This window comes from Mesorhizobium sp. M0340 (assembly GCF_040321535.1).
GTDB lineage: Bacteria > Pseudomonadota > Alphaproteobacteria > Rhizobiales > Rhizobiaceae > Mesorhizobium.
The window spans coordinates 64,646-83,944 of sequence record NZ_JAMYRR010000006.1 but is presented as its reverse complement, the minus strand read 5'-3'; the positions used below and the strand labels follow the sequence as shown (position 1 = coordinate 83,944).

General features: G+C 62.5%; 19 protein-coding genes. 6 read left to right on the top strand and 13 right to left on the bottom strand.

Translation table 11 applies throughout. The annotated features are described in order from the left end of the window. The first annotated feature begins 141 nt into the window (after window positions 1-141). Together NKI79_RS11105 and NKI79_RS11100 are read left to right on the top strand one after the other, a co-directional pair. Window positions 142-1,044, top strand: a complete 903-nt coding sequence (locus NKI79_RS11105) for an agmatinase (protein WP_352689309.1) — start codon at window positions 142-144, stop codon at window positions 1,042-1,044. Window positions 1,045-1,138: 94 nt separating this feature from the next. Beyond that, window positions 1,139-1,729, top strand: coding sequence for a hypothetical protein (locus NKI79_RS11100; protein WP_352801540.1), 591 nt, complete (start codon window positions 1,139-1,141; stop codon window positions 1,727-1,729). A gap of 102 nt (window positions 1,730-1,831) precedes the next feature. Here NKI79_RS11100 and NKI79_RS11095 read toward each other — a convergent pair whose 3' ends face one another. Genes NKI79_RS11095 through NKI79_RS11080 form a run of 4 tightly spaced genes read right to left on the bottom strand, consistent with a single transcriptional unit; the run spans window position 1,832 to window position 4,454 of the window. Further along, window positions 1,832-2,386: a DUF2076 domain-containing protein gene (locus tag NKI79_RS11095; RefSeq protein WP_352801538.1), complete on the bottom strand. Its 555-nt coding sequence runs from the start codon at window positions 2,384-2,386 to the stop codon at window positions 1,832-1,834. 32 nt (window positions 2,387-2,418) lie between these two features. Beyond that, complete coding sequence (locus tag NKI79_RS11090) at window positions 2,419-3,126, bottom strand: Bax inhibitor-1/YccA family protein (protein WP_254817208.1); 708 nt, start codon at window positions 3,124-3,126, stop codon at window positions 2,419-2,421. A gap of 24 nt (window positions 3,127-3,150) precedes the next feature. Then, on the bottom strand, window positions 3,151-3,924 hold the full coding sequence (locus tag NKI79_RS11085; RefSeq protein WP_352801536.1) for an anti-sigma factor family protein: 774 nt from the start codon (window positions 3,922-3,924) through the stop codon (window positions 3,151-3,153). Next, a complete protein-coding gene (locus tag NKI79_RS11080) occupies window positions 3,924-4,454 on the bottom strand; it encodes a sigma-70 family RNA polymerase sigma factor (RefSeq protein WP_352876799.1) in 531 nt (176 codons plus the stop codon). Before NKI79_RS11080 ends, NKI79_RS11085 begins: the two co-directional genes overlap by 1 nt. A 212-nt stretch (window positions 4,455-4,666) precedes the next feature. On the opposite strand from NKI79_RS11080, the gene NKI79_RS11075 reads away from it, so the two are divergent. Both NKI79_RS11075 and mazG read left to right on the top strand, forming a co-directional pair. Then, on the top strand, window positions 4,667-5,851 hold the full coding sequence (locus tag NKI79_RS11075; RefSeq protein WP_352801534.1) for an amino acid aminotransferase: 1,185 nt from the start codon (window positions 4,667-4,669) through the stop codon (window positions 5,849-5,851). A 136-nt stretch (window positions 5,852-5,987) separates the two neighbouring features. Continuing rightward, window positions 5,988-6,812: a nucleoside triphosphate pyrophosphohydrolase gene (mazG, locus tag NKI79_RS11070; RefSeq protein WP_352801532.1), complete on the top strand. Its 825-nt coding sequence runs from the start codon at window positions 5,988-5,990 to the stop codon at window positions 6,810-6,812. Between the two features lie 4 nt (window positions 6,813-6,816). Here the strand turns inward: mazG and hflX are convergent, their stop codons facing one another. The 8 genes from hflX to dusB form a co-directional block, all read right to left on the bottom strand. Then, window positions 6,817-8,208 carry a GTPase HflX gene (gene hflX / locus NKI79_RS11065; protein ID WP_352801530.1) on the bottom strand — a complete coding sequence of 464 codons (1,392 nt, stop codon included), beginning with the start codon at window positions 8,206-8,208 and terminating at the stop codon, window positions 6,817-6,819. Then, on the bottom strand, window positions 8,209-8,454 hold the full coding sequence (gene hfq, locus NKI79_RS11060) for an RNA chaperone Hfq (protein ID WP_006202172.1): 246 nt from the start codon (window positions 8,452-8,454) through the stop codon (window positions 8,209-8,211). It lies immediately after the preceding gene. A gap of 145 nt (window positions 8,455-8,599) precedes the next feature. Beyond that, window positions 8,600-9,463, bottom strand: coding sequence for a D-amino-acid transaminase (locus NKI79_RS11055; RefSeq protein WP_254817202.1), 864 nt, complete (start codon window positions 9,461-9,463; stop codon window positions 8,600-8,602). Between the two features lie 88 nt (window positions 9,464-9,551). Continuing rightward, complete coding sequence (gene ntrX, locus NKI79_RS11050; RefSeq protein ID WP_254817201.1) at window positions 9,552-10,913, bottom strand: nitrogen assimilation response regulator NtrX; 1,362 nt, start codon at window positions 10,911-10,913, stop codon at window positions 9,552-9,554. Continuing rightward, window positions 10,903-13,233, bottom strand: a complete 2,331-nt coding sequence (locus NKI79_RS11045; RefSeq protein WP_502909806.1) for a sensor histidine kinase NtrY-like — start codon at window positions 13,231-13,233, stop codon at window positions 10,903-10,905. The genes ntrX and NKI79_RS11045 overlap by 11 nt, the downstream gene beginning before the upstream one ends. A gap of 83 nt (window positions 13,234-13,316) precedes the next feature. After that, the gene (ntrC, locus tag NKI79_RS11040; protein WP_254817199.1) at window positions 13,317-14,777 is read right to left on the bottom strand and encodes a nitrogen regulation protein NR(I); all 1,461 of its coding nucleotides are present in this window, start codon (window positions 14,775-14,777) and stop codon (window positions 13,317-13,319) included. Then, window positions 14,774-15,916, bottom strand: coding sequence for a two-component system sensor histidine kinase NtrB (locus tag NKI79_RS11035; RefSeq protein WP_023675075.1), 1,143 nt, complete (start codon window positions 15,914-15,916; stop codon window positions 14,774-14,776). Before NKI79_RS11035 ends, ntrC begins: the two co-directional genes overlap by 4 nt. Next, complete coding sequence (gene dusB / locus NKI79_RS11030; protein ID WP_352801526.1) at window positions 15,913-16,941, bottom strand: tRNA dihydrouridine synthase DusB; 1,029 nt, start codon at window positions 16,939-16,941, stop codon at window positions 15,913-15,915. The genes NKI79_RS11035 and dusB overlap by 4 nt, the downstream gene beginning before the upstream one ends. A gap of 182 nt (window positions 16,942-17,123) precedes the next feature. Here dusB and NKI79_RS11025 point away from each other — a divergent pair, with 182 nt between their 5' ends. Both NKI79_RS11025 and NKI79_RS11020 read left to right on the top strand, forming a co-directional pair. After that, entirely contained in the window at window positions 17,124-18,344 is a 1,221-nt protein-coding gene (locus NKI79_RS11025) for a bifunctional 2-C-methyl-D-erythritol 4-phosphate cytidylyltransferase/2-C-methyl-D-erythritol 2,4-cyclodiphosphate synthase (protein ID WP_352801524.1), read from the top strand. Further along, the gene (locus NKI79_RS11020) at window positions 18,341-18,850 is read left to right on the top strand and encodes a CinA family protein (RefSeq protein WP_254817196.1); all 510 of its coding nucleotides are present in this window, start codon (window positions 18,341-18,343) and stop codon (window positions 18,848-18,850) included. The genes NKI79_RS11025 and NKI79_RS11020 overlap by 4 nt, the downstream gene beginning before the upstream one ends. Here NKI79_RS11020 and NKI79_RS11015 read toward each other — a convergent pair. Next, on the bottom strand, window positions 18,826-19,287 hold the full coding sequence (locus NKI79_RS11015; protein ID WP_352801522.1) for a type II toxin-antitoxin system RatA family toxin: 462 nt from the start codon (window positions 19,285-19,287) through the stop codon (window positions 18,826-18,828). The genes NKI79_RS11020 and NKI79_RS11015 overlap by 25 nt on opposite strands. Between the last annotated feature and the right edge of the window lie 12 nt (window positions 19,288-19,299).

Sequence of the window (19,299 nt, the reverse complement as noted above, 5' to 3'; positions counted from 1 at the left end):
TTCTTATCCGCCATTTCAGTTCCATAACCTATCTTATGCGACTGAAGCTTGTAGCAGCCATTTTAGGAATGCGACGGTTGAGCAAATTAGAGATGCGACATTTGTCGTGCGTCTGACGAACCGCAGCGTTACAACCAGCAAATGACCCACTTTCTCGGCTTTCCCGATCACCTCGCCGATGGCCGCATGCCTCGTGCGGTGATCTTCGGAGCCGGTCACGGCAGCACGTATCCCAGCGAGGACAGTCATGGCTATGCCTTGGCAGCCGACGCCATCCGCGCTGCAAGCCGGGTCGATGCCACGCTCATCGAGCACTGGGATTTCGATCTTGGTGGCCCGCTGTTCGACGGCAGGCCGATCTGCTGCATCGATACCGGCAACATCCCGACCACCATGCATGACAATGCCGGCAACCGGGCCAAGATCGAGGCGAAGACGCGCGAGGTCCTGGCATTGCCGGCCGTGCCGATCCTGCTCGGCGGCGACGACTCCGTGCCCATTCCCTTCCTCGCCGGATTTGCGGATCACGGCCCGGTCTGGATCCTGCAGATCGACGCCCATATCGACTGGCGCGACGAGTTGCATGGCGAACGATACGGCTATTCGAACCCGATGCGCCGGGCGAGCGAGATGCAGCATGTTGCCGGCATCGTGCAGGTCGGCATCCGTGGCGTCGGTAGCGCACGCATCACCGAAATCGAAGCTGCGCGGCGCTATGGCAGCCGTTTCGTGACCGCCCGCGAGGTTCACGCCCAGGGCGTCGAAGCCGCTCTCCGATACATTCCGGAAGGAGCGCGGATCGTCATCACGCTCGACTGCGATGGCCTCGATCCCGGTATCATGCCTGGCGTAGCTGCGCGTACACCTGGCGGCCTCACCTATACGCAAGTGATCGACCTGATCGCGGGCCTCGGCAGGCGGGCCAAGATCGCAGGATTCGACCTTGTCGAGCTCTATCCTCCCGCCGACATTGACGGCCTGTCGGCGATGACCGCCGCACGCCTTCTCGTCAATGTAATCGGCACCATCGTCCGTCAAGTTTGAAAGCCGGCTTACTCACGCATGATGGCCAGACAAGATTTCATCGGCTGCCGGCCAGGCGCGAAGATTCGCAACCGGCATGCTACGGTTGCGAATCATGAAGCGACTTGGGCTCTTCACAAGTTTCGTCCTCACCCTCGCCTGCGTGCTCACTGGCGCGCGAGCGCAGGACCTTGATCGTGCGCCAGGCGAGAACGACCTGGCTTTCGCCAAACGTGTTGTCGGGTTCGCCGACAATGCTGATCCGCACACCACAGCCGTGAGCTGGAGCGGCCTTCAGACACTCTTCGTCGATTACCAGACCGCTGAGGACTATCCGGAACGCCCGCTCGTCGCGCTGCAACGGCTAGCTGACAACAGATATCGCGCAATCCAGGTCACGATCGGTGAACAGGAGGGTGACACGCCGGACATAGCGCTCGGCCTCGCCAACGCCGACCACGACCCGGCAAAGGAACTGATCGTGATACTTTCCTGGGCTCAGATGCACTACGATGTCGAAGGGACGCTCTACGAAGTTCGCATCTTCGATGGCCCCAAGCCAGGCCAGAAGGCGCTGACTCAATTGAAAGCGAGCCGGAAGTTCGACGCCACATGCGACTGCCATTGGCGCGACGGCACAACGAAGCACTTCCGCTTCAAGACGATCGCAGCGGTCAAGACTGAACTGAAGCGCCTGGGCTATTAGCCGCCGGCGAGGGCTCGCTTCCCGGATGCTGCCCTCGCCATCTCGCCTATGCTGACCCGCAATCGTCACCAGCGCCGGCACAGGCACAGTCTGGGTCGCTCGTCAGAACTCCATATCACCGAAGTCACCGCCATTGTCGGAGCTGGCATCGCCTGCCTGATCGGCTTCGTCCGGCTGCGGCGTCGGCTGTTCAGCGGCCTTCGCTTCGCTGCCGCCAAACATGCCGGCGATCGCGTTGCCGAGCAGCACTCCGCCGGCCACGCCCATCGCGGTCTGCGCAGCGCCAGCAAGAAAACCGCCGCCTGCCCGCTGTGGCGTGTCCTGCGGCCCTTCAGTTGCAACGGAGGCGGCGCGCCCTACCCGCGGAACCGAGCCCGAGCGCCTGCCGCCGCTGCGGCCGAAGAAGCTGCTGAGCGGTCCACCGCCGGCGGGCTGCTGCGCCTGCTCTTCCAGTTCTTCGATGCGCGCCTGAGCTGCGTTCAAGGCCTGCTCCTGCACCACGATCGTCTGGGCCATGTAATATGGCGCGCCAGGCTGCCGGCCGATCTGATCCTGGATGAAGCGCTCTGCTTCCGCATCGCGCGGCGGCGCCTGGCGCTCGACATTTGCCAACTTCTCGAAGAGGTGTCCGATCGCCTGTTGATCGTTTCTGTCCATGATATCCGCCTCCGGTCGTGGTCCGACGCCGGCTATTCGCGCTCGCCGGTGAAGTTCAACAGCAGTTGGAAGATGTTGATGAAGTTCAGATAGAGCGAGAATGCACCGAAGACAGCGAGCTTCTGCTGTGATTCCGCACCGAAGTTTTCCGCATACTGCTCCTTGATAGTCTGGGTATCCCAGGCGGTGAGGCCGATGAAGACGGCGATGCCGATCACGGAGATGGCGAACTGGAGCGCGGTCGAGCCCAGGAAGATATTGACGATGCTGGCGATTACCACGCCGATCAGGCCCATGATCAGGAACGACGAGAACTGCGTCAGGTCGCGTTTGGTCGTGTACCCGTAAAGGCTGGTCGCGCCGAACATGGTAGCGGCGATGAAGAAGGTGCGTGCGATGCTGGTGCCGGTAAAGACCAGGAACACGGAAGCCAGCGACAGCCCCATGACCGCGCAGAATGCCCAGAACATCGCCTGGGCGCCGGCCGCCGACATCGTCTGCATCCGGAACGAGAACAAGAGCACAAAGGCCAGTGGTGCCAGCATAACCACCCATTTCAGCGGTGTGGAGAAGATCGGCACGTAAAGCGCGGGTGTGGAAGCCACCACGAACGCGATCACGCCCGTAACGACGAGGCCAAGGCCCATGTAGTTGTAGACGCGCAGCATGTGCCGGCGCAGGCCTTCGTCGTAGACGGCTCCGGCTCGGGCTCCGGCCCCGATATATCCGAGATTGTTCATGTGGTTCTCCTTCTTGAAGGTCGATCAGTAAAGCGTCTTGGCGAGCGCTTCGGCCGTGACATCTATGCCTTGGATGTCGCTATGTGCGACGACCGCGTAGGCGACCTCGCCGATCTGGAAATAAGCCGAGGAAACGTCGCCCGAGGGAACGACAGTCGGCTTGACGACGTCGAATGTCCCGGGCCTGATTGCGAACAACGAGACCAGCCCCATCTCTTTCGTCTCGACAGCCATCTCGACGCTCGGACCGAACTGCGATGGGTAGATCTGCACGTCGCGGACCGTCCAGTCCGCTGGCAGCGATGGCATAATGATCGCCGTCGCGGCGCGAATTTCGTCGGCATTGTAGCCGGGCGCTTCGGGTTGCGACGACATCGCCTCGCGCACGAGCGTCGTGCGGTGCGCCCGGACCGCGTCCTCCACATAGGCGGGCGGATGGGTCGAAGCGACGACTTCCGTCACCGATATCGGCCCGATGAGCCCGTTCGCAAGCCAGCCGGCAGCGACGAAGACAGCGACTGCCGCCGCTCGCTGCAAAGCACCAAGGACGCGGCCGCGCGCCAATCCCCGCTCCAGCCGCCGCGCGGCATCGGCCGTCGCGGGCCGCGCCATGCCTTTCGATCCGGCAAGCGCCACGCGCAATTCGTCACGCATCCGCAGGTCGGACATCACCCGTGCGGCCGCCTCCGGGCGGGCCGAAAGGAACGCCTCGACCTCGATGCGACGCGCCACGTCCAGCTGATCGTCGACATAGGCGTCGAGATCGGTGTCGGTCACGGGATCGCGCAGTTGGTTCATCATCGACCTCCGACGATCTTCAGATGGCCTTTCGCCCGTGCCGGTGCCGCGTCCTCCATCTCGCGGAGTGCCGCACGTGCCCTGCCGATGCGCGACATCAGCGTGCCAAGCGGCACGCCGCTAACCTCGGCCGCCTCGCTGTAGCTGAGCCCCTCGATGGCGACGAGATGCAGCGCGCAACGTTGCTCTTCCGGCAATGTGAAAAAAGCGTCGCGCACCTGTGCCAGACGGACCGAATGTTCCTGCGCAGCCTGGACGCTGGCCTCGGCGAGATAGCCGGCCTGTTCGATGCGCATTGCTTCGGATTTGCGGGATCGCAAGCCATCGATGAACGCGTTGTGGACGATCGACAGCAGCCATACGCGAAGGTTTCCGCCGGAGCGGAAGCTGCCGCGTCGCTCATAGGCACGCACCAGCGCATCATGCACCAGATCCTCTGCATCGGCGCTGTCGCGTGTCAGCGAGCGTGCATAGCGGCGCAGTGAACCGAGCTGTCCCAGAATGTCGAAGCGTGGCATCGGCCGTTTCATGTCCTGTTTACGGAGCAGGTCGGAATTTTAATCCCGCTCTCCCCGAATTTTTCGGCTCGCCGCGCTCTCTCTGGGAGATCTCGCGCCTGCCCTCGCCCGGCAGATAGTATCGGCCGCCCTCGAGACAAACCGACGCCGAGTTGGCGCATATGAAACTGCTGGCAAAGCACGGCCGGTTTGCGTATCACTCCGCCGCCAACGGAAACTTATCGATGTTCGAAAATCTCCAGCCCGCGCCTGCCGACAAGATCCTGGCCTTGATCGGCCTCTATCGCGCCGACCCGCGTCCCGACAAGGTCGATCTCGGGGTCGGCGTCTATAAGGATCGCGACGGCAAGACGCCGGTGATGCGCGCGGTGCGCGAAGCCGAAAAGCGGTTGCTGCACGGCCAGGATACCAAGACCTATCTCGGCCTTGCCGGGGATACCGCCTTCAACGCGGCGATAGCCAGGTTGGTGTTCGGCCCAGCCGCCGACATGACGCGCATTCGTGCGGCACAGGCGCCCGGCGGCTCCGGCGCGCTGCGGCTGGTGGCAGAGCTGCTGAAAAGGACCCGCACCGACGCGATGGTCTGGCTGTCGGATCCGACATGGCCGAACCACACGCCGGTGATGCGCGCCGCTGGCCTGCAGACACGCGAATATCCCTATTTCGACGCTGCTTCTGGTGCGGTTCGCTTCGACGACATGCTGAATGCATTGAGAACCGCGAATCCTGGCGACGTCGTATTGTTGCATGGCTGTTGCCATAACCCGACGGGCGCCAATTTAGACATCCCGCAATGGGCTGCCATTGCCGATCTTGCCGTTGAGCGCGGCCTGCTGCCCTTTGTCGACATCGCCTATCAGGGCTTTGGCGACGGGCTTGATGCGGATGCCGCTGGCTTGCGCCTTCTGGCGGCAAAAGTTCCGGAAATGGTCGTTGCCTCGAGCTGCTCGAAGAACTTTGCCGTCTATCGCGACCGAGTCGGTGCAGCGCTGATCATGGCGAAAGACGGCGCGCAGGCGGATTTGGCGATGGGCCAGATGCTGTCGGCGGCACGTGCCATGTATTCGATGCCGCCGGACCACGGCGCGGCGGCGGTGCGCATCGTGCTCGAAGACTCCGCATTGCGTTCCGATTGGGAGGCAGAGCTTGAAGAGATGCGGCTGCGCATGCTGCGGCTGCGCGTCCAGTTCGCCGAGGCGCTCCGGCGGCAGTCCAACTCCGGCCGTTTCGATTTCGTCGCCAGCCATCGCGGCATGTTTTCCCGGCTTGGCCTGTCGGAAGCGCAAGTCGAGCGGCTGCGCGCCGAGCATGGCATCTACATGGTCGGCGACAGCCGCATCAACATTGCTGGCCTGCCCGAGGACGGCATGGATGCGCTCGCCAAGGCGATCGTTTCCGTGGTCGACTGATGCTTTTGCTAACTAGGATCTTCCGGAAACCGGCTTCCACTTTCGTATCATTGTCTGGCGGCCCATCTGTGGACAAGGCGCCCTCACCGGCTGAAGCCGTTGGCCGCATAGCCGTGTACAGGATAGCGTTTCCCAGATGAAACCCTCGAAAGACATTTCCCGGCTGATCGAGATCATGGCAGCGCTGCGGGCGCCGGAAACCGGTTGCCCGTGGGATATCGAGCAGGACTTTTCGACAATCGCGCCATACACGATCGAGGAAGCCTACGAAGTGGCGGACGCCATTGCGCGCGGCGACCTCGACGATCTGCGGGACGAGCTTGGCGATCTCCTGCTGCAAGTGGTCTACCACGCGCAAATGGCCGAGGAGGCCGGCGAATTTTCATTCGGCGATGTGGTCCAGGCCATCACCACAAAAATGATCCGCCGCCATCCCCATGTCTTCGGCGACGACAAGGCGCGCAGCGCCGGCATGGCCAAGGGCATGTGGGAAAAGATCAAGGCAGAGGAAAAGGCGGAGAAGCGCAGTGCGCGCCTCACCCGTGGGCTCGACCCGGAAGACCATGGCAAGGGCTTTCTCGACAGCGTGCCGGTCGCGCTGCCCGCGCTGACCCGGGCGCTCAAGCTGCAGGAAAAGGCCGCTCGCGTCGGCTTCGACTGGAGCGAGGCGGCACCGATCCTCGAAAAGATAGAGGAGGAGATCGGCGAATTGCGCGAAGCGCTGGCCAAAGGCGACAGCGCGCCGATCAAGGATGAGTTCGGCGACATGCTGTTTGCGGTCGTCAATCTCGGCCGGCACCTCAAAACTGATTCCGAAGCGGCACTCAGCGGCACCAACGAAAAATTCCGATCGCGCTTCCACTATGTCGAGCGGACGCTGCAAGCGTCGGGAAACAGCCTCGAAGAAGCGACGCTGGACGAGATGGAAGCGCTCTGGCAGCAAGCGAAAAGCGCAAAGTAGGCCCCTACCCGTTGTTTTGACGGCGCAATCGGCTTTCGATCTCCTGCCTGGCGCTATGCGTGGCCTTGAGCGCGATGGTCACGCTGCCATCCTCATTGTCATCACGCGAGGCGATGTCGCCGTTGCGGTAAAGCCAGTCGACGACGGCGAGTTGGTCGGGCTTGAGCGTGACGGTGAACGTCTCCAGTTCGCCCGACATCATCGTCTCGATGATCGCCTTCAGCGCATCGATGCCCTCGCCGGTCACCGCCGATATGGCGATTGGCGGCGCCTTCTTGCCGTCAGCACCATCAGCAAGCAGCCGCGCCCGGTTGCCCTCGTCGAGTCGGTCGATCTTGTTCCATACTTCGATGACTCGCTTGCTATCGCGGGCATCGACGCCGAGATCGGCAAGGATGCGCTCGACATCTTCGGCCTGCGCGGCCGTATCGGGATCGGAGATGTCGCGCAGATGAATGACGAGGTCTGCCTCGACCACTTCCTCCAGCGTCGCCCTGAAGGCCGCGACCAGATGCGTTGGCAGGTCGGAAATGAAGCCGACCGTATCGGAAAGGATGATCGGCGTACCGTGCGGCAGGTGCACGCGGCGCAGCGTCGGGTCGAGCGTGGCAAACAGCATGTCTTCGGCCAGCACCCCTGCTCCGGTCAGCCGGTTGAACAGCGTCGACTTGCCGGCATTGGTGTAGCCGACGATCGCCACCACCGGAAATGGCACCTTCTTGCGCTTGGCGCGGTGCAGGTCGCGGGTGCGGCGCACGGTTTCGAGCTCGTGCTTCAGCTTGGTGATCTTGTCCTGCAGCACACGCCGATCCGACTCGATCTGGGTCTCGCCAGGACCGCCGAGAAAGCCGGCGCCGCCGCGCTGGCGCTCGAGGTGGGTCCAGCTTCGGACAAGGCGGCCCTTCTGGTAGTTGAGATGGGCAAGGTCGACCTGCAGCGTGCCTTCCTTGGTGCGGGCGCGCTCGCCGAAAATCTCCAGGATCAGCCCGGTGCGGTCGAGCACCTTGGCGTTCAACTCTTTTTCGAGGTTGCGCTGCTGTACCGGGGTCAGCGGATGATCGACAATGACCACTTCCGCGTGGCCCTCTTTGACGATCTCGGCGAACTCCGCGACCTTGCCGCTGCCGAGCAGGGTCGCCGGACGTGGATCATTGACGGTCACCACCGCCGTGTGGACCAAGTCAAGGTCGATGGCGCTGGCGAGGCCGACCGCCTCGTCGCGACGGGCCTCGGCGGAACGGGTCAGGCGCGGACGATTGGTATCGTCGTCGCCACGCGGCTGCCGGGTAAGCACCGGCACGATGACCACCGCCCGGGTCCGACCGTTGGCCTCTGTCCCGGTCTGATGTGCTGGTTTTCCGCGAACGCTGCGGTCCGCGTCTTTCTCACGTGCCAATCAGGCGCCCTGGCTTTCCTCACCATCGAACATTTGAACCGGCTGGCTCGGCATAATCGTGGAAATAGCGTGCTTGTAGACAAGCTGGGAATGGCCGTCGCGACGCAGCAGAACGCAGAAATTATCGAACGAAGTGACCACGCCGGTCAGCTTCACGCCGTTGATGAGAAAGATGGTGAGTGGGTTTTTGCTCTTGCGAACTGAATTCAGGAACAGGTCCTGAAGATTTTGCGATCGTTCCGCCATTGTTCTTGTCTTTCGCCGATCCCCTTCGGTTTGCAGGCCAATGCGCCAAATTAGCCGGCACATGTCAAGCACGCAAACACCATCTTGCCGTCAGTAACGACAAGCAGAACGAGATATATTGATGTTCATTCCATCTGTGCGGTTATCAGGCTGGACTTTTTTCCGCAACGTCAAAAAAGGCCTGCCGTAATGAAACTGTTATCGAGCCCGGGTGGCCGTTGGCGACGGGAGCGCCATCGATCGCCACCACCGGCATGGCAATCGTGGTTGCAGAGCTGATGAAAACCTCGCGCGCGGCCTTGGCTTCGGCAACCGAAAAGCCGCGCTCCTCAATCTTCAGGCCGAGCTTGGCGGCGACATCGAACAGCGTCGTGCGGGTGATGCCGCGCAGGATGCCGTGCTCGGCGGGCCGTGTCACCAGCACGCCGTCCCTGGTGATGATCCACGCGTTCGACGATCCACCTTCCTTGACGGTACCGTCAACATCAACGAACCAGGCCTCCTGAGCGCCGGCTTCCTTGGCTTTCTGCTTGGCCAGCACGTTCGGCAGCAGGCCGACCGACTTGATATCGACCCGATCCCATCGGTTCTCCGGCACCGTGATGACCCGGATCCCGCTCTCGGCCCGCTTCGCGGCAACTGCAGGATCGGCTTTTTTCGCGATCACCACCAGCGACGGCTTCGTGCCCGCCGGCGGGAAGAAAAACTCGCGGCTGGCGACGCCGCGTGTCACCTGGACGTAGACCAGACCGTCGACGACATGGTTGCGGCGCACCACCTCGCGCATGACGAGCGGCAGCACGCCGCGCGTGATCGGCCAATCGATCGAGAGTTCGGTAAGTGAGCGGTTCAATCGAGCGAGATGGCGCGGCATGTCGACGATGAAGCCTCGTGCCACCTCGCAGACCTCGTAGACGCCGTCGGCGAATTGATAGCCACGGTCTTCGATATGCACGGAAGCTTCGGCGTGAGCGACATAGCGCCCGTTCACATAGGCAATGCGCGGCATGGCTAATCCCTGAAGAAGTCCCAGCTTTCTTAAGCGATTCCAAGACCGCCGTAACCGATAATTGCGTGGGCCACGACTGGTTTGGCTGTCAGACGCCCAGCGACTTCAGCTTGCGGTGCAATGCAGAGCGTTCCATGCCGATAAACTCTGCCGTCTTCGAGATGTTGCCGCCAAAACGGTTGATCTGGGCGATCAGATAATCCTTTTCGAATTGTTCGCGTGCTTCACGCAGCGGCAGCGCCATTATGTGCTGATCGGACTTGTTTGGAGTGCGCGGCATGACGTCGCCGATCTCGGCAGGCAAGAGGTCGGCGGTGATCGGCGCATCGACATCGTCGCCACGCGCCAGGATCATCAGACGCTCGACATTGTTTCGCAACTGCCGAACGTTGCCCGGCCAGTTGTGCGCCTGCAGCACCGCCAGCGCGTCGTCGCCGATGCGGCGCGGCTTGATGCCGGCCTGGCGAGCGATCTGCTTCATGAAATTGTCGACCAGATAAGGAATGTCCTCGCGACGCTCGGCCAGTCCTGGCACCATGACCGGAACCACGGCCAGGCGATGATAAAGGTCCTCACGGAAACGGCCGTCGGCGATCATGGCTTCGAGGTTCTGCGAGGTCGACGAGATGATGCGCACGTCGACCTTGACCCGCTTGGTGCCCCCTACCCGCTCGAACTGCTGTTCGACCAGCACGCGCAGGATCTTGTTTTGCGTCTCGCGCGGCATGTCGGCCACTTCATCGATGTAGAGAATGCCGCGATGGGCTTCCTCCAGCGCGCCGACCTTGCGTTCGACGCCGTTCGATTCGGTGCCGAACAGCTCGATCTCCATACGCTCTGGCGTGATGTTGGCGGCGCTCAGCGTCACAAAAGGTGCACTCTTGCGCGCCGACAGTGCGTGGATGGCGCGCGCCGCCAGTTCCTTGCCCGAGCCGGAGGGGCCGATAATCATGACCCGGCTGTTGGTCGGCGCGACGCGCTCGATGGTCTGGCGCAATTGGCTCATTGCCGACGACATGCCGATGAGGTCGAAAGTCTCGCCGCTGCGCAACTTGAGATCCGAAACCTCGCGTCTCAATTTGGACGTTTCAAGCGCCCGTTCGGCAATAAGGATCAGCCTGTCGGCCTTGAACGGCTTTTCGATAAAATCATAGGCGCCGCGGCGGATGGCCGAGACCGCCGTTTCGATATTGCCGTGGCCCGAGATCATCACCACCGGCAGGTTCGGGTGCATCGTCTTGATCTCGTCCAGCAGAGCGAGGCCATCGAGCCGCGAACCCTGCAGCCAGATGTCGAGGAAGATCAGCCGGGGTGCTCGGTCGGCGACCGCCGCCAGCGCGCTGTCGGCGTCAAACGCCGTGCGTGTTTCGTGACCTTCGTCGCTCAGGATACCGGCGACGAGTTCGCGGATGTCTTCCTCGTCATCGACGATGAGAATATCAGACGCCATTACCGACCTTTTCAGTTTCTTTTTCGTGTTCCGTCTTGCCCTCGCCGCGTATCGGAACTGTGGCGGCAACCGGCAGGATGATGCTGATCATTGCACCCCGCCCATCGTGGAAGTCCGCTGGTGCATCGTGCAATTCGAGTCGCCCGCCATGGTCCTCCACGATCTTCTTGACGATAGCGAGGCCAAGCCCGGTGCCTTTCTCGCGTGTCGTCATGTAAGGCTCGAGCAAGCGCTGCCGGTTTTCGCGCGGCAAGCCCCTGCCGTTGTCGATGACGTCGATTCGAATCGCGCCATTCTGACGCCCGGCTTGAATCCGGATTATGCCGTGCGGACGATCCTCTGCATCAAGGCCGTCGATGGCTTCGGCGGCATTCTTGATGACGTTGCCGAACGCCTGCGCCATCAGGCGGCTGTCGAACGTGCCTTTGAGCGGCTCATTGCCGAAGACGCGCTCGAAGGTGATGTCGGCGCGGCTTACTTCGACCAGGAACGAGGCCTCGCGCAACGAATCGCGCAGATCGATTGCCTTCATTTCCGGTTTCGGCATGCGGGCGAACGCCGAGAACTCGTCGACCATGCGGCCGATGTCCTCCACTTGCCGGATGATGGTGTCGGTGCATTGATCGAAAACCTCACGGTCCTCGGTGATGACCTTGCCGTAACGACGCTTGATGCGCTCGGCCGAAAGCTGGATCGGCGTCAGCGGGTTCTTGATCTCGTGGGCGATGCGCCGCGCCACGTCGGCCCATGCAGAGGAACGCTGTGCCTGGACCAGATCGGTAATGTCGTCGACTGTCACGACGTAGGACTTATCCTCCGAACCGTCGTCGCCGGCTTCAATCGTGATCTGCACGTTGAAGGTTCGCTCGGTGCCGGCACGATAGAAGGTGACCTGTTCGCGATAGACCGGCTTGCCCGATTTGCGGCCGATCTCGAAAACGCGGCCGACATGCGGCAGCACCGCGGAAAGGTTCTGCCCAAGCGCTGCCGGCGCGGATATGGCCAGCATCGTTTCGGCCGAACGGTTGACGATGGTGACGATGCCATATGGATCGACGCCGATGACCCCGGCGGTGACGCCGGCAAGCACCGCCTCCGAAAAGCGCCGCCGCTCGTCGATCAAATCCTTGGCCGACAGGATCTCGTTGCGCTGCGATCTGAGCTCCATCAGCATCTTGTTGAAGGTGTCGCCGAGCGAGGCGACGTCACCGTCGGAGGGGCGGACAGGCACGGCTACGTCGAGATTGCCGGTAGCGACCTCGTCGGCCGCGCCGATGAGCTGACGAATCGGCCGCACCAGGCGGTCGGCCACCGCAATGCCGGTCCAGATGGCGGACAGGACGATGATCAGCGTCAGCGACAGATAGGGAAGCGCGAAAGCCACTTGCGAGGTGCGGCGATTGTCTTCGAGACCGCGATATTCGGCGGTGTTGGATTTGACGATCTGCCGCGCCTTGATCACCTCGGGATCGACGAGGCGGATGGTGTAGAGATAGAGGCCGTCGATCTCGCGCAGCTTGACGATGGCACCCATGATGTTGCGGGTGCGCGGTTCTATCAGCACCGGCTTGCCGTCGGCAGCGCTTGCCACGGCGCCCTCAGGCGGCTCCGGCATGGCAAAGTCCGCGTCGGTCTTGGCGCTCATGACGAAGGAACCATCGGGCTTGATGAGTGCCGCGTGCGCCAGCGAGCGACCCACCGCCTCCTTGTTCATGAGGTCGAGGAAACCGGTACGATCGAGGCCGTAAAGCGTGCGCGAAGCGTCGAGGTCGTAAGCCATCGACAACGTCGTGCCCTGAAGATTTCGCGCGTTTTCCTGCACATAGGCGTCAGCGATCGACAACGACGAATTGACGATCGTCTTGGTGCGGATCTCGAACCAGCGGTCGAGGCCGATGTCGAGCGTGATCGACGCGATGATCGCCACCATGATCGCGGGGATGGCGGCGACCAGCGCAAACATCGCCACTATGCGCACATGCAGGCGCGACGCGGCCTTGCCATGCCGTCGTGCCATCAGGATACGATGCACCTCGCGGCCGACCAGCAAGATCAGAAACAGGACGAACGCCGCATTAAGCGCAATCAGCGCCAGCGTCGTCCTCGCGTCGGGCGTGATCGGCGTCGCGCCGACCAGAATGGCGAAGGAGATCGCCGCCGTCACCAGCGCACCGGCAATGGCGATCACGCCCGGCAGCGCAAGCAGCCGGCGACCGTCTCGCGCGCCCGTATTGCTGAAAGGCGATTTGCTCAGTGTCGGTGCGTGCAGGGCCATGTCGCCGTCTAGAGCCAGTGATTGCGTCGGATGTATGCAACGCATTGTGGCGATTATGCAACAAGTGTGGCCGAGACGGAAATCTTTCGGCAATCGATCCCCTGGAAAGCGCTCGTAAAGGGATTCGTCTAGACCTGCCTGGACGATTTGTAGACGTTGACGCCGAGTTCGCGAATCTTCTTGCGCAGCGTGTTGCGGTTGAGCCCCAGCAATTCGGCAGCCTTGATCTGGTTACCGCGCGTTGCGGTCATCGAGGCGAGGACCAGCGGATATTCGACCTCGGAGAGGATTCGCTGATAGAGCCCGGCCGGGGGCAGGTCGCCGGCAAACGAGGCAAAATAGCGTTGCAGGAAATGCTCCACCGCCTGGCCGATGGAAAGGTCGTCGGGAATGAGGTTGCCGCCACCTGGAACGACAGGCCTTTCGCCGGTCTTCAACTCCGCCTCGATGATCTCGGCGGAAATCTCGTCCTGCGAATACAGTGCGGCCAGCCTGCGAATGAGGTTTTCGAGTTCGCGCACATTACCGGGCCATGGGTAGCGCTTCATCAGCTCGATGCCGCCGGTGGAAATGCGCTTGGTCTGCAAGCCTTCACTGACGCCGAGCTTAAAGAAGTGGCGGACGAGGTCCGGAATGTCCTCCGACCGCTCGCGCAGCGCCGGCAGCCTGAGCGGCACAACGTTCAACCGGTAGAACAGGTCCTCGCGGAAAAGCCCTTGATTGATCAGTGTGCGCAGGTCCTTGTTGGTGGCAGCGACGATGCGCACGTCGGTCTTGATTGGCGTGCGGCCGCCGACCGTGGTGTATTCGCCCTGCTGCAATACACGCAGCAGCCGCGTCTGCGCTTCCATCGGCATATCACCGATCTCGTCGAGGAAGAGCGTGCCGCCTTCGGCCTGCTCGAAACGGCCGGTGGAGCGATTCTGCGCGCCGGTAAAGGCGCCCTTCTCGTGCCCGAACAACTCCGATTCGATTAGGTCGCGCGGGATCGCCGCCATGTTGATAGCGACGAACGGACCGCCTCGGCGGCGGCCGTACTCATGCAGCGCGCGCGCCACCAGTTCCTTGCCGGTACCCGACTCGCCGCTGATCATGACCGTCAGGTCGGTCTGCATCATGCGCGCCAGCATGCGGTAGATGTCCTGCATGGCCGCCGAGCGGCCGACCAGCGGCATCGTTTCCGGCGGCTCGTCGGCCCGCGTATCGATCTTCGGCCGCCGCGGCTCGGAAAGAGCGCGGTTGACGATGTTAAGCAGCTCCGTCAGGTCGAACGGTTTCGGCAGATACTCGTAGGCCCCGGTTTCGGAGGCACGAATTGCTGTCATGAACGTGTTCTGCGCACTCATGACGATGACCGGCAGTTCCGGTCGCGCCTTCTTGATGCGCGGCAGCATGTCGAAGGCGTTCTCGTCAGGCATGACAACATCGGTGATAACCAGATCGCCCTCGCCCGCCGCAACCCAGCGCCACAGCGTCGAAGCGTTGGACGTGACGCGCACGTCATGGCCGACGCGCGAAAGCGCCTGGTTGAGGACAGTGCGGATGGCCGCATCATCGTCGGCGACGAGAATATTGCCGCGAACGGTCATTTGCGGTCTCCTTCACCGTCGTCGTCGGTGCCAAACTGGGTTTCTTTCCACGCCGGCATCAGGATGCGGAAAGTGGTGCCGCGCGGGGTCGATTCGCATTCAATGATGCCGCCATGCTCGCCGACGATCTTTGCGACCAGCGCCAGACCGAGACCGGAGCCGTTCGGCTTGGTAGTGATGAAAGGATCGAATAGGATCGGCAGGATGTCTTCGGAAACACCCGAACCGTTGTCACGCACGCAGAATTCCAATGGCAGCGATACGCGGTCCTGGGTCCCGGGTACGGAAACACGGATGCCCGGACGGAAGGCGGTCGATAGCATGATCTCGCCCTGCGGATCACTGCCGATCGCCTCGGCGGCATTTTTTACCAGATTGAGAAACACCTGGATGAGCTGGTCGCGATTGGCAAAAACCGGAGGCAATGATGGATCATAGTCCTCCAATATCTTGATTCGCTTGGCAAAACCGTTCTTGGCGATTGCCTTGACATGGTCGAGCACGACATGGATGTTGACGGGGTAGCGGTCGATCGGCCGTTCGTCGGAAAACACCTCCATGCGGTCGACCAGCGAGACAATGCGGTCGGTCTCGTCGGTGATCAGCCTGGTCAGTGCGCGATCCTCGTCGGACGCCGACAGCTCTAGCAACTGCGCAGCACCACGAATGCCGGACAGCGGGTTCTTGATCTCATGGGCAAGCATCGCGGCGAGGCCGGTGACCGAGCGTGCCGCACCGCGATGCGTCATCTGCCGGTCGATCTTGTCGGCCATTGAGCGTTCCTGGAACATCACCACGACCGAGCCTGGAAATTCCGTCACTGGTGCGACGTAGAGGTCGACCACCTTCTCGATGCCGAGACGTGGCGACGACACGTCGACCCGGTATTCGTTGACCGGTGCCCGGCGCTCGCGCACCTGGTCGACAAGCGTCAGCAGCGGGCTGCCGAAAGGAATGAGCTTGTGCAGCGTGTTGCGGGCGAGCATCGTGGCGCTCGACCGGAAAAAATCCTCGGCATCGGCATTGGCGAAGGTGATGAAACCTTGCGGATCGACCATGATTACCGGCCGGCGAATGGTGTTGAGCACAATATGCGCGGCGTCCGCCATATCCGTGCTCTGTGTGACGGTGGCGTTCATGCCGCACTCCGCAGGTTCGCCGCTTCGGGAGCGGTTGAAAACATGTCGCGCAGCAACGCAATGACACGCCCAGGCTCGAAAGACGTGAGTATGGTCTTGCGCCGGTCGTCGCTTGTGCCGCCGGCGTGGCGGTCGAGATACCAGCCGAGATGCTTGCGCGCCTGGCGCACTCCGCTTTCCACGCCATAGAGCGCCAGCATGTCTTCGTAATGGGCAATGACGTAGTCGGCCAGCGCTTGCGGGCTTTCCGGCATGCTGGATACCGGCTCGGCCAGCGCGGCCGCTACAATGCTGCCGGCCGTCCACGGCGCGCCATAGTGCGCGCGGCCGACCATCACCGCGTCGGCGCCAGACTGCTCGAGGATCGACGCGGCCTCTGCCGGCGAGCCGACATCGCCATTGGCAACGACCGGGATAGAGACCGCCTTCTTGACGCGTGCGATGGCACGCCAGTCGGCCTTGCCCTGGTAGAACTGACAACGTGTCCGGCCGTGTACCGTCACCATCATCACCCCGGCCTGCTCGGCGCGTCGCGCCAGCATCGGCGCGTTGAGCGCACCTTCGTCCCAGCCGAGCCGCATCTTGACCGTGACCGGCACGTTGACCGCGCCGACCACCGCTTCGATCAGCGACAGCGCGTGGTCGAGGTCTCGCATCAGTGCCGAACCGGCATAGCCGCCCGTCACCTTCTTGGCCGGACAGCCCATGTTGATGTCGATGATGTCGGCGCCCTCGCCGGCCGCGATTCGCGCGCCCTCGGCCATGTGCACCGCCTCGCGGCCGGCAAGCTGGACGATGTGAACAGGCAGCCCGGAATGACGGATGCGCAGGCCCGAACCAGCCCTGCCCTTTGCAAGCTCACCGCTCGCCACCATTTCCGATACAACCAGCCCGGCGCCATGGGCATGGGCGCGCTGCCGGAACGGTTCGTCGGTAATGCCCGACATCGGCGCGAGAAACACGCGATTGCGGATTCTCACGCCACCCACATCCAGCGGCGAAGCCAATTTGGTCACATCAGGCATGCACAAAAACCAAGCACCTTCGGTTGCTGCACATTCTCTAGCCAGAACGACGGCAATGTGCAACGCGCAATGTCGTGACATTAAGGCGCATTTGGGAAAAAAAACGGATCGCCGCACCGCATCAATCCTGGGTCTTTCAAAAGCGATACCACTTTTCGGGATCATGGGTTAAGCGTCTCGGCATGAGAGATGTGAGCGAAAAGCAAGCTGCGGACGACAAGGTCGCCGTGGTCATCGTTGCTGCCGGCCGCGGCGCGCGCGCCGGACAGGCCAATGGGCCAAAGCAGTACCAGCAAATTGGCGGCGGCGCCGTTATTGCACGCACGCTCGGCGCCTTTCTGACGCATCCGAAGATTGGACCTGTCGTCGTTGCTATCCATGCCGACGACGGCGCGCTTTTCCGCCGTACGGCCGGTGCGAACGCCGACCGTGTCGTCGCTGTGACCGGCGGTACGTCACGGCAGGAGTCCGTCCGCCTTGGACTGCTGGCGTTGAGAAGCAATGCGCCGGGCCGGGTCCTGATCCATGATGCGGCCCGGCCGTTTGTCGATGCGGAACTAATAGACCGCACGATCGCCGCTATTGGCGAGCGCCAGGGGGCACTGCCGGCTTTGCCGGTTGCCGATACGCTCAAGCGCGAAACGGCAGAAGGCATGATCGGCGAAACCGTGTCCAGGGCCGGGCTTTATGCCGCACAGACACCGCAAGGCTTTCCGTTCTGGCCGATCCTGGCTGCGCACGAAAAGGCTCATCATCTGGGCAAAGCGGATTTCACCGACGATGCGGCAATCGCCGAATGGGCGCATATTCCGGTGAAGATCGTTCCCGGCTCGCCGGACAACGTCAAACTGACTTGGGCACGGGATATTGCAATGGCGGATCAGCGGCTTTCTAGCGCCCCACGTTTTCCCGACATCCGAACGGGCAATGGCTATGACGTCCATGCGTTCGAGCCCGGCGACCATGTCACCTTGTGCGGCGTCGCCATTCCACACGACAGGAAATTGTCCGGCCATTCGGATGCCGATGTCGGTCTCCACGCCTTGACCGACGCCCTGCTCGCCACCTGCGGCGCCGGGGACATCGGCACGCATTTCCCGCCCTCCGACCCGCAGTGGAAAGGGGCCGCTTCACGCATCTTCGTCGAACACGCGGCCAAGCTGGTGCGCGCGCGCGGCGGGCGCATCGCCAACGCCGATATCACCCTGATCTGCGAGGCGCCGCGCGTCGGCCCGCATCGCGAGGCGATGACCGAAACGCTTTCCGCAATCCTGCGAATTTCGCTCGATCGCATTTCGATCAAGGCGACAACCAATGAGAAGCTCGGCTTCGTCGGCCGTGAGGAAGGCATAGCGGCCATCGCGACCGCCAGCGTCGTGTTTCCAGGGGATGTCCCCGAGTGAGCAATAGCGATCTCGCAGATGCCCTGCTTCAGGCCTGCCAGCAGCGCGGCATCACGCTGGCGACGGCCGAGAGCTGCACCGGCGGCATGATCATCGCCGCCCTGACCGACATCGCCGGCTCTTCCGCGGTGGTCGATCGAGGCTTCATCACCTATTCCAACCAGGCCAAGACCGAGATGCTCGGCGTCTCGGCCGCTACGCTCGAGGCGCACGGTGCGGTCTCGCGCGAGACCGCAGTGGAGATGGCGGCCGGAGCCTTGGCCCATTCGCCGGCCGGGCTTGCACTGGCGGTAACTGGCATCGCCGGTCCGGCCGGCGGCTCGGCGGAAAAACCCGTCGGCCTGGTCTGGTTCGGCGTTGCCGTGGCTGGCCGGCCGGTAGTCAGCGAATGCCAGCTGTTCGCCGACAAGGGCCGTGATTTTATCCGCCGGGAGACGGTCCGGCATGCGCTTGAGCTGGGTCTGCGCGCGCTCGCTGCGGATCAGGCTGCCGATGGCGCGCCGTAGATGATTTCGGCCCTTTTCTCGAACGCCTCGGAGAACATGCGGAAGGCGCGGTCGAACATGGTTCCCATCAACGCACCCAAAATGCGGCTCTTGAACTCGTAGTCGATAAAGAAGCAGACGTTGCAACCGCTGCCGTCGGCCGGGTCGAAGCGCCAGACATTGCTCAGATATTTGAAAGGGCCGTCAATGTATTTGACATCGATGGCGTTCTCGTCCGGCTTCAGCAGCACCTGCGTGGTAAAGGTCTCTCGGATCGCCTTGTAGCCGATGCTCATGTCGGCGATGAGCAAGGTGCGTCCGTCGCGTTCCTTGCGTGAGCGAACCGTCAGTGCCTCGCAAAGCGGCACGAATTGCGGATAGGATTCGACATCGGCGACCAGAGCGAACATCTGCTCCGGCGTATGCGCGACGCGGCGATGGGCTTCGAATTGTGGCATGAAACCAGTTTG

Excerpts from the sequence above, each read along its gene's own strand:
- NKI79_RS11075 (WP_352801534.1), top strand. The coding sequence starts at position 4,667 with ATGTTCGAAAATCTCCAGCCCGCGCCTGCCGACAAGATCCTGGCCTTG.
- NKI79_RS11055 (WP_254817202.1), bottom strand. The coding sequence starts at position 9,463 with ATGCCGCGCATTGCCTATGTGAACGGGCGCTATGTCGCTCACGCCGAA.
- NKI79_RS11095 (WP_352801538.1), bottom strand. The coding sequence starts at position 2,386 with ATGGACAGAAACGATCAACAGGCGATCGGACACCTCTTCGAGAAGTTG.
- hfq (WP_006202172.1), bottom strand. The coding sequence starts at position 8,454 with ATGGCGGAACGATCGCAAAATCTTCAGGACCTGTTCCTGAATTCAGTT.
- NKI79_RS11100 (WP_352801540.1), top strand. The coding sequence starts at position 1,139 with ATGAAGCGACTTGGGCTCTTCACAAGTTTCGTCCTCACCCTCGCCTGC.
- NKI79_RS11025 (WP_352801524.1), top strand. The coding sequence starts at position 17,124 with ATGAGAGATGTGAGCGAAAAGCAAGCTGCGGACGACAAGGTCGCCGTG.
- NKI79_RS11035 (WP_023675075.1), bottom strand. The coding sequence starts at position 15,916 with ATGAACGCCACCGTCACACAGAGCACGGATATGGCGGACGCCGCGCAT.
- NKI79_RS11105 (WP_352689309.1), top strand. The coding sequence starts at position 142 with ATGACCCACTTTCTCGGCTTTCCCGATCACCTCGCCGATGGCCGCATG.
- ntrC (WP_254817199.1), bottom strand. The coding sequence starts at position 14,777 with ATGACCGTTCGCGGCAATATTCTCGTCGCCGACGATGATGCGGCCATC.
- ntrX (WP_254817201.1), bottom strand. The coding sequence starts at position 10,913 with ATGGCGTCTGATATTCTCATCGTCGATGACGAGGAAGACATCCGCGAA.
- NKI79_RS11090 (WP_254817208.1), bottom strand. The coding sequence starts at position 3,126 with ATGAACAATCTCGGATATATCGGGGCCGGAGCCCGAGCCGGAGCCGTC.
- dusB (WP_352801526.1), bottom strand. The coding sequence starts at position 16,941 with ATGCCTGATGTGACCAAATTGGCTTCGCCGCTGGATGTGGGTGGCGTG.
- NKI79_RS11015 (WP_352801522.1), bottom strand. The coding sequence starts at position 19,287 with ATGCCACAATTCGAAGCCCATCGCCGCGTCGCGCATACGCCGGAGCAG.
- mazG (WP_352801532.1), top strand. The coding sequence starts at position 5,988 with ATGAAACCCTCGAAAGACATTTCCCGGCTGATCGAGATCATGGCAGCG.
- NKI79_RS11085 (WP_352801536.1), bottom strand. The coding sequence starts at position 3,924 with ATGAACCAACTGCGCGATCCCGTGACCGACACCGATCTCGACGCCTAT.
- NKI79_RS11045 (WP_502909806.1), bottom strand. The coding sequence starts at position 13,233 with ATGCGTTGCATACATCCGACGCAATCACTGGCTCTAGACGGCGACATG.
- NKI79_RS11080 (WP_352876799.1), bottom strand. The coding sequence starts at position 4,454 with ATGAAACGGCCGATGCCACGCTTCGACATTCTGGGACAGCTCGGTTCA.